Source organism: Bartonella bacilliformis Ver097, from assembly GCF_000709795.1.
Classification (GTDB): Bacteria; Pseudomonadota; Alphaproteobacteria; order Rhizobiales; family Rhizobiaceae; genus Bartonella; species Bartonella bacilliformis_A.
In genome coordinates this window covers 66,760-83,426 of the sequence record NZ_KL503807.1, presented here as the reverse complement: position 1 = coordinate 83,426, position 16,667 = coordinate 66,760, and the positions used below count along the sequence as shown (strand labels likewise).

The window sequence follows — 16,667 nt, the reverse complement described above, 5'->3', positions numbered from 1 at the left end:
GATTGGCTTTTGATTTAAAAGTTCGTAACTTTTAGAAATTCGTAAAAATGAATAGAAATTAATAAGAAAAAGGAGAGTGCTTTATGCTATAAAAGCAATCTTGTTGTTACCTTGGCTTATTTTGGTCAGGATTAGGCTCAGTTTTATAAAGTCATTGCGACATGTGTTGCTATGCGATAGACACAAATAACTTATTATTATAAAGACAGATTGTTGCTAGAGAAAATAATGTCAAAAAAAGAAGAAAAAACAAAAGCCCGTTTACCGCGCGGTTTTGTTGATCGCACAAGTGCACAGTTGAATGCTTTGGAAACAATGATCACGCAGATTCGCGAAGTTTATGAATTATATGGATTTGAAGCACTTGAAACACCTATTTTTGAATATACGGATGTTTTAGGAAAATTTTTACCCGATTTAGATCGCCCCAATGCCGGTGTTTTTTCTTTGCAAGATGAAGATGAACAGTGGATGTCTTTGCGCTATGATTTGACAGCACCTCTTGCGCGCTATTTTTCTGAAAATTTTGAAATTTTACCAAAGCCTTATCGCAGTTATCGTTCTGGTTTTGTTTTTCGTAATGAAAAACCAGGGCCAGGGCGTTTTCGGCAATTTATGCAGTTGGATGCTGATATTGTGGGTTCATCAACGGTTGCAGCGGATGCTGAGATTTGCATGATGGCAGCCGATAGCTTGGAACGATTGGGTATTCAACGTCATGATTATGTCATTCGTTTGAGCAATCGGAAAATTCTTGACGGTGTTTTAGAGCTGATTGGTTTGCGGGGAGATGACCAAGCTGAGAAACGTTTAACGGTTCTTCGAGCAATTGATAAGTTCGATAAATTTGGCATGGAAGGTGTGCGTCTGCTTTTAGGCAGAGGCCGTCTGGATGAAAGTGGGGATTTCACAAAAGGAGCAGGCTTAAGTGAGCAAGAAAGTGAGCTTATCCTTTCTTTAATTTCTGTTGGTGCTGAAACAGCTGAAGCGACATTGGATAATCTTAAAAACATTGTGGGCTACACAGTTCGCGGGTTAGAAGGGATCCATGAGTTAGAAGAAATGCAGACTATTTTTAGCAAAAATGGCTATCAACAACGTATCAAAATCGACCCTTCAGTGGTGCGTGGGTTGGACTATTATACAGGACCTGTATTTGAAGCTGAATTGCTCTTTGATGTGCTCAATGAAGAGGGTCAAAAAGTTGTCTTTGGGTCTGTGGGTGGCGGAGGACGTTATGATGGATTGGTTGCACGTTTTCGCGATGAGGCTGTCCCAGCCACCGGTTTTTCTATAGGTGTATCGCGTTTGATGGTAGCTTTACACAATCTCGGAAAATGTCCTGTTAAAAAAACAGTAGGTCCAGTTGTGGTTTTGATGATGGATAAAGACCCTGAATATGTGGTGCGTTATCAAAAGATGGTGATGCAGTTGCGCCATGCTGGTATTCGTTCTGAATTATATCTTGGGGCTGCAGGCATAAAGGCGCAAATGAAATATGCAGATCGGCGTCATGCTCCCTGTGTGGTAATCCAAGGGGCATCTGAGCGCCAGGAGGGTAAAGTTCAGATTAAAGATCTGATTGAAGGATCTCGTTTATCTGCAGAAATTAAAGATAATCAGACATGGCGAGAAAGCCGTCCAGCGCAAATAATGGTTGATGAAAATCAATTGGTGCAAGCAGTTCAAGAGATTTTGGTTGTTCATTAATCCTCATAAGTCTGCTTTTTGACATTCTTAATAGAGAAGAGGAAAAAACGCATATGACGAGGAGAAAAAGAAACTTATCTTTGGTTCTGTCGACAGTGAAGGATTTTTGCCAAAAAGGTATCAGTTATTTTATGTTTATGATGATGTGTTTTAATAAAAAACAGCGCAAACTGTTATTGGGAGAAGTTTGCGCTGTTTGAATAAAGTGATGCCTTATTTATGATTTTGCAACACTTTTAAAACATGTTGTGGTGAGGAGACTTCATAAGGGTCTGTTCCGCAATTGTCTGCGAAGCCTTCTTCTTCGAACCAATGTTCAATGAGGCCATTATTAATGACAGCGGCATAACGCCATGACCGCATGCCAAAGCCAATATTGGTTTTTTCAACGAGCATCCCCATTTTTCGTGTAAATTCACCAGAACCATCAGGAATCAATTTCACATTTTTTATGCCTTGCTTTTTTCCCCAAGCGTTCATCACAAAGGTGTCATTTACAGAAAGGCAGTAAATGTCATCAATACCGATTTTTTTAAAGTCATCATAAAGTTTTTCAAAATCAGGGAGCTGAAAGTTTGAACAAGTAGGCGTAAACGCTCCTGGGAGAGAAAAGAGTATCACACGCTTTCCTTTGAAATAAGCATCACTGTTGATATCTTGCCACCGATAAGGATTCTCCCCGCCTATCGATTCATCACGTACGCGTGTGTGGAACGTTACGTTAGGAACTTTTCTTCTAACCATGATTACGCCTCCTATGGTTTCTAGAATAGTGTTTCAAAAATAATTTTATTCTTGATACGGACAATAAATACTCTAATCTATTGCAACAAATTTGCAAGAATTTCATGTATGCATTTTATTAAATTAAATTCATCTTCAACTTGAGTCTGTTCTTCTTTTCAATTAAACCAAGAAAAAGGATATGAAGGCTCTTGTATGAATGTTAAAACTATAGAGACAACACCTTTTGATGATCAGAAGCTAGGAACATCTGGTTTGCGCAAAAAGGTATCGATTTTTCAACAACCTCATTATGTTGAAAATTTTATTCAATCCATTTTTAACACTGTTGGACCTCTTGAAGGGCAAGTCTTGATCCTTGGTGGCGATGGACGCTATTTGAACCTCACCTTCATTCAGCGTATATTGCAAATGGCTGCGGCTCATGGTGTGGGGTGCGTTAAGGTTGGCAAAGGGGGGCTCTTGTCAACGCCTGCTGCATCACATCTTATTCGCAAATATAATGCTCAAGGTGGCATTATTCTTTCAGCAAGTCATAATGTTGGTGGACCAGAGGGGGATTGTGGCATCAAGTATAATATTGCCAATGGTGGTCCGGCTCCCAATGCCGTGTGTGAGGCCATTTTTTCAGCATCGCAGCGTCTTTCTTCTTATAAAATAATCGAAGCTCCAGAGATTGATTTGGAAACAAAAGGGCATAGCTTTATTGGTTCTATGCGAGTCGAGATTATTGATCCTGTTGCAGATTATCATGCTTTGATGCAGGAGATTTTTGATTTTGATTGTATTGCGCAGGCCGTGGCAGAAGGGTTAACTTTGCGATTTGATGCTATGCATGCTGTGACAGGTCCTTATGCAAAAGAGATTTTTGAAAAATCTTTGGGCTTCCCTCAGGGGACAGTGGTCAATGGCACACCTTTATCCGATTTTGGTGGAAAGCACCCAGACCCCAATTTAATTCATGCGAAGGATCTCTACGACTTATTGCTTTCTGATCATGGACCTGATCTTGGTGCAGCTTCGGATGGTGATGGAGATCGTAATCTTATTATCGGTCGCCACCAATTTATTAACCCTTCAGATTCTCTTGCGATTATGGCAGATCAGGCACATCTGATTAAAGGATATCGCCACGGTATCACAGGGATTGCACGCTCTATGCCAACGGGGCGCGCAGTAGATCGGGTAGCAGAACAAAAAGGAATACCATGTTTTGAAACACCAACAGGATGGAAATTTTTTAGCACATTATTAGATTCTAGCAAAGTGACTTTTTGTGGTGAAGAAAGCTTTGGAACGGGGTCAAGCCATGTGCGTGAAAAAGATGGTTTGTGGGCTGTATTATTTTGGTTAAATCTTTTGGCGGTGACAAAGAAAAGTGCAGCCCATATTGTGCAGCAGCATTGGCGTTGTTATGGGCGCTTTTATTATTCGCGCTATGATTATGAAGATGTTGAAACGCAAAAAGCTGAAACAATGATAGAAGATTTGCGCGCTCATCTTCCTCAGGCAGGAACACAGATCGCTGGACTTACAGTCAAAAAAGCAGATGATTTTTCTTATCATGATCCGATTGATCACAGCGTGAATACACAGCAAGGGGTGCGTGTATTTTTTGACAATGGTGCACGTTTGGTGGTGCGTTTATCTGGAACAGGAACTGCAGGAGCTACAGTGCGGCTTTATCTTGAGCAATACGAAGGCAATCCTCAATATCATGCTCAAGAGTGTCAAAAAGTCCTGCAGCCTTTATTTGTCGCAGCGCTTGAAATGTTAAAAATTAACCATTATCTAGGTCGAGAATGGCCTAATATTGTGACATAAAATCCCGATGTCATGACATAAGGCATTGCGACAAAAGCATTTATTGTGGATGGATCATCTTTTTAGGATCGACAAATCGGTCATAAATTTCAGCAGAAACACCTGCTTTCAAGGCTTCATCACGTAAATTTGTGCCATTTTTATGAGCTGTTTTAGCGATTTCAGCTGCTTTTTCATAGCCAATTTCCGGAGTCAACGCTGTCACTAACATGAGAGAGCGTTCCATAAGAGAATGAATATGGTTTCGGTTTGCGCGCAGTCCTCTAATACAATGCGTGCTAAAGGATCGCATAGAATCTCCTAAGAGAGAGAGAGACTGTAAAACATTATAGCCAATGATTGGTTTAAAGGTATTGAGTTCAAAATGACCTTGGCTGGCTGCAAATGTTACACTGGTATGATTTCCAAAGACTTGGCAAGCGACCATACTCAAAGCTTCACATTGTGTGGGATTAACTTTTCCTGGCATGATAGAAGACCCGGGCTCATTTTCTGGTAGGCTGAGTTCGCCTAATCCTGAACGCGGTCCTGATCCTAAGAAGCGAATGTCATTGGCAATTTTAAATAGATCTGCTGCTAATGCATTAAGGCTGCCGTGAAAATTTGCAAGGGCTCCATGGTGTGCGAGGGCTTCAAATTTATTGTTAGCAGTTTTAAAGGTCACACCTGTGAGAGAACTAATTGTTTCAGCAAAGGTGACATCGAAATCACGTGGTGCATTAAGACCTGTTCCAACAGCCGTGCCCCCTTGCGCGAGTGTTTGAACATCAGTCAGAGCTACTGCAATGCGATGGCGGTTTGCTTCAAGTGCAGCCCGATATCCTGAAAATTCTTGCCCCAGTGTAAGGGGGGTTGCGTCTTGCGTATGAGTACGCCCAATTTTAATGATGTCTGAAAATTCAGTTTCCTTTTTTTGGATGTCACTGATGAGAGTGTCAAGAATTGGAAGGAGATGTTGGTGTGTTTGCAGTGCCGTAGCAATATGGAGTGCTGTTGGGAAGGAATCATTCGAGGATTGGCTCATATTAACGTGATCATTGGGGTGAACAGGCGATTTACTACCAAGTTTTCCTCCTAAAAGCACACTAGCATGATTGGCGATCACTTCATTGACGTTCATATTGCTCTGTGTTCCAGAACCTGTTTGCCAGACTGAGAGTGGAAAATGTGTGTCAAATGTACCAGCAAGCACGTCATCAGCAGCAAGGACAATTGCTTCTCCTATATTTTTCTCGAGTTTTCCTTTTTGCATATTTACGAGAGCTGCTGCCTTTTTAATAAGGCTTAAAGCATAAATCAAAGAAAGAGGCTGCTTTTCTGTCCCAATATTAAAATGATGTAAAGAACGCTCGGTTTGAGCACCCCAGTAACAGTCTTGAGGGACTGAAATTGTTCCAAAACTATCCATTTCTTGACGTGTTTTGACCATAAATAAAATCCTTCTATTTTTATCTCATTTTTTTGGTTTAAATCGACGTATAAAGAAATTTCTTTTAAAGTTTATATAGGGAAATAAATATCACTCAATAGAAATTCAAAGGAGCCAAAATATAAAATTCCTCTAACAGTGATAAATTATTTTGTTCTAAAGTTCTTGACATCGTAGAGCCGCATTTTTATATAACTGATATTGGTACTCATAGCAAGGGAGTGCTAACTAAGTATAAAATCAATACATAAGTTATATTCAAGTTTTAAGGGTTTAAAACATGGCTAACATAAAGTTTCGCCCACTTCACGATCGTGTTGTCGTGCGTCGGGTTGAATCAGAAAACAAGACAGCTGGTGGGATTATTATTCCTGACACAGCACAGGAAAAACCTCAAGAAGGGGAAGTTATTGCTGTTGGCAATGGCATCCTCAATGATAATGGACAGCGTGTACCTCTCGAAGTAAAAGCGGGAGATCGCATTTTGTTTGGCAAGTGGTCGGGGACCGAAGTCAAGATTAATGGTGAAGAGCTCTTGATCATGAAAGAATCTGATATTATGGGAATTCTCGCTTAAATCCGACTTTCCATTATTTGTAGTACATTATTTAAGACAATCAAGGAGAAAATAGATGGCTGCTAAAGAAGTAAAATTTAGCCGTGACGCACGTGAGCGGTTGTTGCGTGGTGTGGATATCCTTGCTAATGCTGTTAAGGTAACACTTGGCCCTAAAGGCCGCAATGTAGTGATTGAGAAATCATTTGGTGCTCCACGCATTACAAAGGATGGTGTGTCCGTTGCAAAAGAAATCGAACTTGAAGACAAGTTTGAAAATATGGGCGCGCAAATGTTACGTGAAGTTGCTTCAAAAACCAACGATATTGCTGGTGATGGAACGACAACAGCAACTGTTTTAGGGCAGGCCATCGTGCAAGAAGGTGTGAAAGCTGTTGCAGCCAGTATGAACCCAATGGATCTTAAGCGTGGAATTGACGCTGCTGTTGAAGCGGTTGTTGCAGATCTTTTCAAAAAAGCGAAGAAGATCCAAACTTCAGAAGAAATTGCGCAAGTTGCAACTATTTCCGCTAATGGCGCTGAGGACATCGGTAAAATGATTGCTGACGCTATGAATAAAGTCGGTAATGAAGGTGTTATCACGGTAGAAGAAGCAAAAACAGCTGAAACTGAGCTGGAAGTTGTTGAAGGAATGCAGTTTGATCGTGGGTATCTTTCTCCTTACTTTGTCACCAATGCTGAAAAAATGATGGTTGATCTTGATGATCCTTACATCCTTATTCATGAAAAGAAATTGTCTAATCTGCAATCTTTGTTGCCTGTGCTTGAAGCTGTTGTTCAGTCTGGTAAGCCTCTTCTCATTATCGCTGAAGATGTAGAAGGTGAAGCTTTAGCAACGCTCGTTGTAAACAAGTTACGTGGTGGTTTGAAAATTGCTGCTGTTAAAGCTCCAGGCTTTGGCGACCGCCGTAAAGCTATGTTAGAAGATATTGCGATTTTAACTTCTGGTCAGGTAATTTCTGAAGATATCGGTATTAAGCTTGAAAATGTGACTTTAGACATGCTCGGACGTGCTAAAAAAGTACATATTTCTAAAGAAACCACAACCATTGTTGATGGTGCTGGGCAAAAGTCTGAAATCAATGCACGTGTTAGCCAGATTAAGGCACAAATTGAAGAAACAACTTCTGACTATGACCGTGAGAAATTGCAAGAAAGACTTGCAAAACTTGCTGGTGGTGTTGCTGTTATCCGTGTTGGTGGTTCAACAGAAGTTGAAGTGAAAGAAAAGAAAGATCGTGTTGATGATGCGTTGAACGCAACACGTGCTGCTGTAGAGGAAGGAATTGTTCCTGGTGGTGGAACTGCGCTCTTGCGTGCTGCAAATGCTCTTTCTATTAAAGGGAAAAATGCAGATCAAGAAGCAGGTATTGATATCGTCCGCCGTGCTTTGCAAGCTCCAGCACGTCAGATTGCTCACAATGCAGGTGAAGAAGCCGCAGTTATTGTTGGCAAAGTGCTTGAAAATTGTTCAGACACATTTGGTTATAATACGGCAACGGCTAAATTCGGTGATTTGATTGCTTTGGGAATCGTTGATCCAGTGAAAGTTGTGCGTTCTGCTCTGCAAAATGCAGCATCAATTGCAAGTCTTTTGATCACGACAGAAGCAATGGTTGCTGAGATTCCGAAAAAAGAAACAGCAGCGCCTGCAATGCCAGGTGGCGGAATGGGTGGAATGGATTTCTAAGCCATTCGCGAAGAAATAGATAAGAAACGGGCCAATGGGCCCGTTTTTTTTAGCTTTTCTTTATTTGATGGACATAGTGAAAGAGTTGAATATAAAAGGTGCTGTAAAAAAGAAAGGTTTCCAATAGTTATTTGATTGGTAGCACTTATCATTCTTTGGCAGAAAAAACTTCATATTTGCTGGCGAAAGAAACGGTCTTGAAAAAAGCTGAAAAAGCTTGTTTTGAAAAAATCCCGATATTGAAAATATTTTATCTTAACTGGAGAGATAAAGCTGGAAAATATCTTGTCTTAACTAGCGAGATAAAGTTGAAAATTGACATGTATGAAAATTGGTAGAGGACAGTTAGTAAGACACTGATTGTTTAGCTAAGAGCCAATGGGCTCTTTCACAGATATCTCTTTAAATGTAGCTATAGTTTTTTGTATATTTTGCTCTTGTTGATTATAAATGAGCATGCACTCTTATAGAAAGAGATCTTATCCTTGCATTTGTAAAATGCTCTTTGCGTGCAATGTTGTGGTTAGCAATATTATGAATGGCAATATTATGAATGAATGTCTTGAAAAGTAAAATCTTTCTCATTCCGTTATGTAATAGAGGATGAAGCGTGTTCTAGGTTTGTTTTAGTTTTGCTCACTGTGGCATGGCTTCAACGCCTACAACTTCTGGAATAAAATGTCGTAGCAGATTTTCAATACCATGTTTTAATGTTGCTGTAGAAGAAGGGCATCCAGCACAAGCCCCGCGCATATTAAGATAAACAATACCATGTTCAAAACCACGGAAGGTGATATCTCCACCATCATTAGCAACAGCCGGACGCACACGTGTTTCTAGCAATTCTTTGATCGTTTTTACAATATCAGTATCTTTTTCATCATAAAATTCTTCATGATGAGCATGGTTTTGTGCGTGTGCAGAAGCTCCTGTGCTGACAATTGGGACATTGGACAGAAGATGTTCCATAATGGTGCCCAGAATAACCGGTTTAAGGTGTTGCCACTCACCGTCACTTTTTGTCACCGTGATAAAATCATACCCTAATAAAACGCCACTAACATTAGGAATTTGAAATAATTTAGCCGCTAGGGGAGAGCCTAAAGCAGCAGCTTCACTATCACGAAATTCTAACACACCTTCAGAGAGGATCACGCGGCCTGGCAAAAATTTGAGTGTTGCAGGGTTAGGTGTGGTTTCAGTCTGTATAAACATATAGATGATCCTTTTATGTCTCGGGTTTAGGAAAAAATTCGACCTATAAATATCTTTCAAGGGAAGTGCTTTATATTTTTTCTTCCAAAGACACCATAGGAGTTTATTGCAGAGATCTTATACAATAGGAAGGATAAAAATGGGAAAATCTTTCCTCCGATAGATGATGCAAATCTGGTGGATGATATAAATCTGATAGATGGTGATATGGGCATTTTAGTTTTTCACTATGATAAAAAGCTAAAGCTTATGATAGCGATATCCTGATTATCGTCAATCATTTTGCCTTCTTATTTGTGAGAATTTCATTGTGCGCTTTTTATTGTAAAGGCTATTTTATGATGTGCATTTTTCATTTTTTTCATGCACGTATCTGAAAAATAGTAGGAATGTCTGGCTTATTCAATAAATTGAATCTTCGGTATAACCGTAGCGTTTAAGAGAATATCTTCGTTAATAAGTAAAAATATGTATAATGTATATTAACTATATGTAAGACATATTTTAAAAGTATTTAGAATATAAATTATTTATCCTTACACTATAGTTTAAAAGCGTGATAAAGAGGGTGACTTATGCCAACAATTGTGCCTTTCTCAACAAAAGGTGGTGTTGGAAAGTCAACGTCTGCGCTTGTTTTTTCCCCAAGTCTTGGCTCATCATAAATTAGAAATAAAAATCATTGATACGGATCTTAATCAACTCATTGCGCATGAATGGTAGCAGAATACTCATCCTCACTATCCATCTCACATAAAAGTTCAGGGTGAAGTAAATGAAAATAACATTATTGAAATTATCGACGAAGCAGTCAGAATCCATAGTTTTGTGATTGTGGATTTTGAAGGATCAGCTCATTTAGCAGCATCTTATGTGATGAGTCGTGCTGATATAATTATGGTCACGATATCAGGAACAAAACTTGATAGCCGTAAAGTTATTACTTTTATCGCACGTGAAGGTAAAGCACTCAGGTATCATATTTTAATTGTATCTTATTTTCGAAATATTTTGTGATCTAGATGCGTGAAGAAAGAGACATCCGTAAAGAAATGGTGGAAGCTAAGATTCCTATTTTTGTACATGGAATGGTAAATAAGGCTGCTTTTTCTGCTATTTTTGGTTTTGGTTGCAGAATTGAATTTATCAGCTTGATAAGGGGAATTTTCAAACATTGAATCTTCTGCTGTTAATGCTGAATACGTTACTAAAGATATGTGCAAGAGTTGAAGAATGAAGGGGTAATATAGTGGTCAAAGAGCGTAAATAACATTTTCATCTTTAGATACACTTTCGGTTTAGAGCCTATAATAAAAGTTTCTAAAATGTGAGAGAAGGGATATTGATAAAATTACCCAACAAAGCAGGTTCATAATGCGTCATGGTTTTTTGGGCTGTTGAATTTGGCCAATTTTTGAAGAAGCCATAAGAGACTGAAGATGCTTTTAAAAGTGAGTATCATCATACTTAATTAAAGAGAAAATAAAGCAGAAAATTGCTGAATTTCTTACTTTATGAAAAAAAATAATTTCCCTCAAATTGTGCAATCAAGCGCTTAACTTTCTGAGAGAATAATTTATCATACTAACCTTTATTGAGCCATTCTTATCCCTAATAAATTAAGCTATGAGTTTTATTAATGCAAAGGACATTATATTATTGAAGAAGCAGTGCGGGTGCACAGGATGCGCTATTGATTGTTAGCAGCAAAATAGCAACCAATAGACTACATCTATAATACAAAGGAAGAAAATTACGACAAGAAAAATAGCATCAAAGAGGAAGCACAAAAAGACACGTCGAGTCGCAGCGAGCAAGCATCCTTAGGGTTTTAGATTAGGTACAGGGCATTCAAGATAAAAGGGGTAAGAGGGCAAGACAAAAGGGGGCAGGGGGAGCCAGAAAGTCTTTGTTTCCTTGTTTTGGTTGTCATGTGTTTGATATCATATGTTGTGTTGTTTATAGAACAAATAGGCTTTATGAATTTTGTAACAATCCTACAATATCACGGATTTGTTTCATATTTTTTTCTGCCAAAGCACTTGCTCGTTCTGCACCATTACGCAAAACAGTATCAATATATGCATTGTCTTGATGAAGGCGCTTTAATTCTTGTGTGATGGGTGCCAATTTATCAACGGCAAGATCAGCCAAAGCAGATTTAAAAAACGAAAATTGTTGACCAGAGAATTCTAACAAAGCCTTTTCTTTGCTCACTTCTGCAAGTGCGGCATAAATACCAAGCAAATTATCAACTTCCGGGCGTTCTTCTAGATCATCCAATGTATCTGGTAAGGGAGCGGAATCAGTTTTTGCTTTGCGTATTTTTTGGGTAATGAGATCCACATCATCTGTTAAATTAATCCGTGAAAAATCTGAAGGATCTGATTTTGACATTTTCTTCGTGCCATCACGCAAAGACATAATGCGTGTAGCCGCGTTGCCAATAATCGCTTCTGGTATGGGAAAAAAGCCTTGTGCTTTTTTTTCATCATTTGGCTGAGAGAGACCATAGTTTAAGTCTGCAATACGCTCAGCATAGTCATTATTAAATTTTTGAGCAATGTCACGTGTTAGCTCAATATGTTGTTTTTGATCTTCGCCCACGGGTACATGGGTTGCACGGTAAACGAGAATATCAGCAGCCATAAGGCTGGGGTAAGCAAAAAGGCCAAGGGATGCTTGTTCGCGATTTTTGCCAGCTTTGTCTTTAAATTGTGTCATGCGTTGCAGCCAGCCGATGCGAGCAATACAATTAAAGATCCACGCTAATTCAGTATGTTGAAAGACCCGTGATTGGTTAAAAATAATCTGTTTTTCGGAGTCAATGCCACTGGCCAAAAAAGCTGCGGCAGCTGCCCGGGTAGAGTGCATTACGGTGAGCGGATCCGGATTAACGGTTAAGGCATGCATATCAACAACACAATAAAGGCAAGGATAGGATGCTTGCAGGGACACCCACTGTTTGATAGCACCAAGATAATTCCCAAGATGCAGATTGCCACTCGGTTGTACACCAGAAAAAACAAGCGGTGCAAAGGTATCCATAGAATAGGCCTTTCTCAATAAGGTTCTACAATAGAGATTTTACTTTGTGGCAGAGCATTTATCTGAAAGCAAGATAAAATATTATAAGTGCTTTTTCAATTTTTTCCATAAAAGCGAAATATAATCAGTGCCCAACAAAAAGCATATGGCAAAATAAATCGCTAGGATCGTAATGACTAAACCTGCCAAAGTACTAGCACGCAAGAAAAATGATGCAGATGAGGACAAGGGAACAGACAAAAACTCATGCGCATAATATAAGGCTACAGCCATCAAACAAATAGTGATGATCAGGCGCATAATCCATTTGATGAGCTTTATGTCATATTTCCAATAGCCGCGTTTGATCAGGGCTGTGCACAGTAAGAGTGTATTGACCCATGCAGAGGTAATTTCAGCGATGACTATGCCTCGTGCTGAGAAAAGCGGGAATAGAGTCAAGACTAAGCTAACATTAATGAAAACGCAAATGCCTGAAAAAATCATCGGTGTTTTTGTATCTTCATGGGCAAAGAAGCTTGGAATAAAAACCTTGATCAGCACAAAAGCAGGCAGCCCTAATCCATAAAGTGCTAACAGATATGCCACACTGTCTGTCGATTCACTAGTAAATTGACCACGTTCAAAAAGCAAACTAACAATAGGGGTAGAAATAAGGAAAAAAAGAACAGACGCTGGTAAGGTTAAGAACAAGGTCAGTTCAATTGAACGATTTTGCAGATTGTTCGCTTCTGTATAATTTTTGCTACGCAGAGCTTTTGTTAATTCGGGCAACAAAACAGTTGCCACAGCAATGCCAACAACACCAAGTGGGACCTGGTAAAGACGGTCCGCATACACAAGCGAGGAGACAGCCCCTGATTGACTAGAGGCAATGTTGGTATTGATTAACAAATTGATCTGTGTGATTCCCCCTGTGATGGCTGCAGGGAGCGCCAAAGTTAAAAGTTGACGTACATTGGAGCCAAAATGAGGAAAGCGTAAGCAAATTTTCATACCGCTTTGGCGTAAAGCAAAGGCAATTAAGCCCAATTGAATAAGGCCTGCTGCCATCACACCCCAAGACAAGTTTAACCCAATATGCCAGGGATCAAGCTGGTAGATCCAAGTATAGATAAGAACACCAATCAGGATAATATTCAAAAAGACAGGGGCAATAGCGGCAACAAAATAGCGTTGTAGTGCATTAAGCATCCCTCCCATCATGGCAGCTAGAGACATGCATGTTAAATAAGGAAACATGATTGCAGTAAAACGAACTGTAGCGCTAAATTTTGTTGCATCTTCTGCAAATCCTGGTGCAATAACTGTCCGCACTAAAAAAGGCATACTCAATTCCATGATAAGGGTTAAAAGTAAGAGCAGAGAAAATAAAACACCAAATACTTCTTCTGCAAATTGACAGGCTTTTTCTTTCCCATCTTCAGTAATTTTTTTTGAAAAAAGAGGGATAAAAGCTGCATTTAAAGCCCCTTCAGCAAAAAATCGGCGGAATGTATTGGGAAACCGAAAAGCAACATTAAATGCGTCAGAAACAGGGCCTGTTCCAAAGGCAGCGGCCATTAGCATTTCACGTATAAAGCCAAATATGCGACTCATTAAAGTTCCAGACGCGACGGCTACAAATTTTTTAATTAAGCTCATAAATATTCTTTTTTATTTAGCTAAAGGTACGTTGGGTTATTCATGGGCAAATGTATCATGGAACATTGAGCTAGAAGCCCTTTAAAATTATGAATATGTTATTAATGTGTCTATATAATCCTATATTCCGCGGTGTCTTTATTTATGGTGGTATTCATCCTGCTAGATTTTACACTAAAGAGACACTTATGTGACAAGGGTGCCGATATGATAAGAGCGTACCATGTGTTATGATGCACTGATGTTACAATATGGTCTATGTTACGATGGCGATGATCTCTCTGTCAATAAAATGCATCAATGCTACAATTCATCAATAGCCATTTCATGGGCAAGCACAAGAAAATGATTGATTTTATACCAAGCTATCAAAAAAATATTAAGCGATGATGTAAGACAAAATTATCTATTCTTTTTTCTGCAGTTCACTTATCATAAGCAGGCGGTTTGTTCGTTCTTTATGATATCTGTCAACTATTTTGGTTTATGGGCAGAGTGGTTTTTGTTGGAGGGATTAACAGGGAAAAGAGAGAATGCAGCTAGGTGAAATGCCATATGAAATAAAAAGATCTCTTGGTGTTTTAGGGGGAAAAATTGCGAAGGTGCAGTGACCACATTTTGAGAAAGAAGATGACAAAAAAACGATCTTACGATAAAATGCGTTGCGATCAAGAATTTGGTCATGAAAGCGATCCCATAAACAGCTCAACTATGATGAGATGTAGCATGAAAGAACTGACCCATATTGATCCTATGATAGCCGATTATGATGCTGTATTTTGTGATATTTGGGGCGTTTTGCATGATGGTATGCGCGCATTTGAACCCGCGTTGAAAGCGCTGCAAACAATGCGACAAATAGGAAAAACTGTCGTTTTATTAACCAATTCACCCCGGACACAGCAAGATATTATCGCTCAATTACAAAGTGTGAAAGTGAATGCTGAATGTTATGACGCTGTTGTCACTTCTGGTGATGTTACACGTGATCTTATTCGTGCGGCTCCGCGTAAGGTTTTTTTCATTGGTTCACAACATGATTTAGTTTTATTGGCAGGGTTAGACCGTGCACTTGTTGCAGAAGAGGAAGCTGCTGCGGTGGTGTGTACTGGCTTTCTTGAAGAGGTTGGTTTTACACCACAAGATTATGAAGAGCTATTTCGGCGTATGCAAGCACGGAATTTGCCTTTTATTTGCGCCAATCCTGATATCGTCGTTTATTATGGGAAGCAGGAAGTTTGGTGCGCAGGCGCTTTGGCTCGTCTGTATCAAAATTTAGGGGGTGAAGTGCATTTTGCTGGAAAACCCCATACCCCTATTTATGACTGTGCTTTTAAGATTTTGCACAATATCCGCGGGACAGTAGAAAAAAATCGTATTTTAGCGATTGGCGATGGTCTTTTAACAGATGTGAAAGGTGCTGTCGATTTTGGCCTTGATGTGCTTTATATTGCCGGTGGGATTCATCGTCATGATTATATGAAAAATAATGTCATGGATAAAGATGCGTTATTCTCTCTTTTTGACCGTTACGGTTATCAGCCACAAGCAATTATGTGGGCGCTTCAATAATGGCAGATTTTTTACGTCTTCAAAGCTATTCAATGCTTCCTTCAGTTTTGCGTGGTGCTGTGTTGGCTATTGGAAATTTTGATGGTGTTCATCGAGGTCATCAACAAGTGCTACAGAAAGCTCTTGAAATAGCGCGGGCTCAAAATAAGCCAGCTCTTGTTTTAACTTTTGAACCACATCCAAGGAATTTTTTTCAAAATTCAACGCCTGTTTATCGTTTAACAGAGGCTGCTGAAAAGGCTGAAATTTTCAAAATTCTTGGATTTAATGGTGTAATTGAACAGCCTTTTGATGCGCAATTTTCCTCTCTTTCAGCAGATGACTTTATTGCTATCATTTTAAAACAAGATTTGGATGTCTCTGTTGTGGTGACGGGGAATAATTTTCAATTTGGTTGTCATAAAAGCGGCAATGCTTCCCTTTTATGTCAAAGAGGAAAAGAAGAGGGTTTTGAAGTTGTTCAAGTGTCTTCTGTGCGGAGTGCATCAGGGCAGGCGATTTCCTCTAGTTTGATTCGTCAGCTTTTAGCGCAAAAACAGGTAGAGCAAGCAGCGTGTTTATTGGGGTACCATTATCGCGTGCGCTCAGACATTATCCATGGTGAAAAGCTTGGCCGCCTTTTGGGTTTTCCAACGGCCAATCAAGCCTTGCCTCACCAAACGACTTTAGCGCATGGTGTTTATGCTGTACGTTTGCGCCGTGCACATGGTGTTTTGTATGATGGGGTTGCCAGTTTTGGGTGTCGCCCAACCATTGTAGAAAATGGAGAGGTGCTCTTGGAAACTTACGTATTTAATCTAGCAGAAGAATTTTATGGTGAAAGCTGTACCGTTTCTTTTTTACGGTTTTTGCGCGGACAAGAAAAATTTGATGGGGTAGAGCCTTTAATTGCTCAAATGCAACACGATGAAAGAGAGGCAAAAGAAATGATAACGAGCGTGCAGCCTCTTTCCCCTCTAGATCAGTGTTTAACTTTTACAGATACCAATTAATGTTGAGGCGATCTGAAAAAGACAAGAAAGCTGCAGCAAGGGCACTTAAACTCATCACAATAACGAAAATATATTGCACAATATCACGGATGATGTGGCGTTTTCTTTGTGCGATGGGAGAATCAAGAGTTTGAAGATCTGAGGGAATCATTGTTTTTTCCTTTATTGCTTGCATAAGTGTATAAGCTTTGCGGCAATAAAGGAGTTTATCGTTAATTACTT

At 39.5% G+C, this 16,667-nt stretch carries 14 protein-coding genes; 8 read left to right on the top strand and 6 right to left on the bottom strand.

The window, feature by feature from the left end:
• Positions 1–228: 228 nt before the first annotated feature.
• The gene (gene hisS / locus H710_RS05930; protein ID WP_041849890.1) at positions 229–1,710 is read left to right on the top strand and encodes a histidine--tRNA ligase; all 1,482 of its coding nucleotides are present in this window, start codon (positions 229–231) and stop codon (positions 1,708–1,710) included.
• Between the two features lie 213 nt (positions 1,711–1,923).
• Here the strand turns inward: hisS and H710_RS05925 are convergent, their stop codons facing one another.
• Positions 1,924–2,454 (bottom strand): peroxiredoxin, encoded by a 531-nt coding sequence (locus tag H710_RS05925; RefSeq protein WP_041849889.1) that lies wholly within the window; start codon positions 2,452–2,454, stop codon positions 1,924–1,926.
• Between the two features lie 195 nt (positions 2,455–2,649).
• Between H710_RS05925 and H710_RS05920 the strand changes: the two genes are divergently transcribed.
• Positions 2,650–4,278 (top strand): alpha-D-glucose phosphate-specific phosphoglucomutase, encoded by a 1,629-nt coding sequence (locus tag H710_RS05920; RefSeq protein WP_041849888.1) that lies wholly within the window; start codon positions 2,650–2,652, stop codon positions 4,276–4,278.
• Positions 4,279–4,318: 40 nt separating this feature from the next.
• On the opposite strand, the gene fumC is transcribed toward H710_RS05920, so the two are convergent.
• Positions 4,319–5,707 carry a class II fumarate hydratase gene (fumC, locus tag H710_RS05915; RefSeq protein ID WP_041849887.1) on the bottom strand — a complete coding sequence of 463 codons (1,389 nt, stop codon included), beginning with the start codon at positions 5,705–5,707 and terminating at the stop codon, positions 4,319–4,321.
• Between the two features lie 280 nt (positions 5,708–5,987).
• On the opposite strand from fumC, the gene groES reads away from it, so the two are divergent.
• A complete protein-coding gene (gene groES / locus H710_RS05910) occupies positions 5,988–6,284 on the top strand; it encodes a co-chaperone GroES (RefSeq protein WP_041849886.1) in 297 nt (98 codons plus the stop codon).
• 55 nt (positions 6,285–6,339) lie between these two features.
• Positions 6,340–7,974 (top strand): chaperonin GroEL, encoded by a 1,635-nt coding sequence (gene groL / locus H710_RS05905; RefSeq protein WP_041849885.1) that lies wholly within the window; start codon positions 6,340–6,342, stop codon positions 7,972–7,974.
• A 636-nt stretch (positions 7,975–8,610) separates the two neighbouring features.
• On the opposite strand, the gene H710_RS05895 is transcribed toward groL, so the two are convergent.
• Positions 8,611–9,189 (bottom strand): NifU family protein, encoded by a 579-nt coding sequence (locus H710_RS05895; RefSeq protein ID WP_041849883.1) that lies wholly within the window; start codon positions 9,187–9,189, stop codon positions 8,611–8,613.
• A gap of 834 nt (positions 9,190–10,023) precedes the next feature.
• On the opposite strand from H710_RS05895, the gene H710_RS06445 reads away from it, so the two are divergent.
• Both H710_RS06445 and H710_RS06440 read left to right on the top strand, forming a co-directional pair.
• On the top strand, positions 10,024–10,206 hold the full coding sequence (locus H710_RS06445) for a hypothetical protein (RefSeq protein WP_244875601.1): 183 nt from the start codon (positions 10,024–10,026) through the stop codon (positions 10,204–10,206).
• A gap of 5 nt (positions 10,207–10,211) precedes the next feature.
• Complete coding sequence (locus H710_RS06440; RefSeq protein WP_244875600.1) at positions 10,212–10,367, top strand: hypothetical protein; 156 nt, start codon at positions 10,212–10,214, stop codon at positions 10,365–10,367.
• A gap of 799 nt (positions 10,368–11,166) precedes the next feature.
• On the opposite strand, the gene trpS is transcribed toward H710_RS06440, so the two are convergent.
• Positions 11,167–12,237 carry a tryptophan--tRNA ligase gene (trpS, locus tag H710_RS05885; RefSeq protein WP_041849882.1) on the bottom strand — a complete coding sequence of 357 codons (1,071 nt, stop codon included), beginning with the start codon at positions 12,235–12,237 and terminating at the stop codon, positions 11,167–11,169.
• Between the two features lie 81 nt (positions 12,238–12,318).
• A complete protein-coding gene (gene murJ, locus H710_RS05880) occupies positions 12,319–13,881 on the bottom strand; it encodes a murein biosynthesis integral membrane protein MurJ (RefSeq protein ID WP_041849881.1) in 1,563 nt (520 codons plus the stop codon).
• A 726-nt stretch (positions 13,882–14,607) separates the two neighbouring features.
• Between murJ and H710_RS05875 the strand changes: the two genes are divergently transcribed.
• Positions 14,608–15,453 carry a TIGR01459 family HAD-type hydrolase gene (locus H710_RS05875; RefSeq protein ID WP_041849897.1) on the top strand — a complete coding sequence of 282 codons (846 nt, stop codon included), beginning with the start codon at positions 14,608–14,610 and terminating at the stop codon, positions 15,451–15,453.
• Complete coding sequence (locus tag H710_RS05870; protein WP_041849880.1) at positions 15,453–16,445, top strand: bifunctional riboflavin kinase/FAD synthetase; 993 nt, start codon at positions 15,453–15,455, stop codon at positions 16,443–16,445. Before H710_RS05875 ends, H710_RS05870 begins: the two co-directional genes overlap by 1 nt.
• On the opposite strand, the gene H710_RS06275 is transcribed toward H710_RS05870, so the two are convergent.
• Complete coding sequence (locus tag H710_RS06275; protein WP_196295861.1) at positions 16,429–16,596, bottom strand: hypothetical protein; 168 nt, start codon at positions 16,594–16,596, stop codon at positions 16,429–16,431. The genes H710_RS05870 and H710_RS06275 overlap by 17 nt on opposite strands.
• Positions 16,597–16,667 lie beyond the last annotated feature (71 nt).

Bases quoted from the DNA above. Each gene is read 5' to 3' on its own strand.
- hisS (WP_041849890.1), top strand. From the start codon at position 229: ATGTCAAAAAAAGAAGAAAAAACAAAAGCCCGTTTACCGCGCGGTTTT.
- H710_RS05925 (WP_041849889.1), bottom strand. From the start codon at position 2,454: ATGGTTAGAAGAAAAGTTCCTAACGTAACGTTCCACACACGCGTACGT.
- H710_RS05920 (WP_041849888.1), top strand. From the start codon at position 2,650: ATGAATGTTAAAACTATAGAGACAACACCTTTTGATGATCAGAAGCTA.
- fumC (WP_041849887.1), bottom strand. From the start codon at position 5,707: ATGGTCAAAACACGTCAAGAAATGGATAGTTTTGGAACAATTTCAGTC.
- groES (WP_041849886.1), top strand. From the start codon at position 5,988: ATGGCTAACATAAAGTTTCGCCCACTTCACGATCGTGTTGTCGTGCGT.
- groL (WP_041849885.1), top strand. From the start codon at position 6,340: ATGGCTGCTAAAGAAGTAAAATTTAGCCGTGACGCACGTGAGCGGTTG.
- H710_RS05895 (WP_041849883.1), bottom strand. From the start codon at position 9,189: ATGTTTATACAGACTGAAACCACACCTAACCCTGCAACACTCAAATTT.
- H710_RS06440 (WP_244875600.1), top strand. From the start codon at position 10,212: ATGCGTGAAGAAAGAGACATCCGTAAAGAAATGGTGGAAGCTAAGATT.
- trpS (WP_041849882.1), bottom strand. From the start codon at position 12,237: ATGGATACCTTTGCACCGCTTGTTTTTTCTGGTGTACAACCGAGTGGC.
- murJ (WP_041849881.1), bottom strand. From the start codon at position 13,881: ATGAGCTTAATTAAAAAATTTGTAGCCGTCGCGTCTGGAACTTTAATG.
- H710_RS05875 (WP_041849897.1), top strand. From the start codon at position 14,608: ATGAAAGAACTGACCCATATTGATCCTATGATAGCCGATTATGATGCT.
- H710_RS05870 (WP_041849880.1), top strand. From the start codon at position 15,453: ATGGCAGATTTTTTACGTCTTCAAAGCTATTCAATGCTTCCTTCAGTT.
- H710_RS06275 (WP_196295861.1), bottom strand. From the start codon at position 16,596: ATGATTCCCTCAGATCTTCAAACTCTTGATTCTCCCATCGCACAAAGA.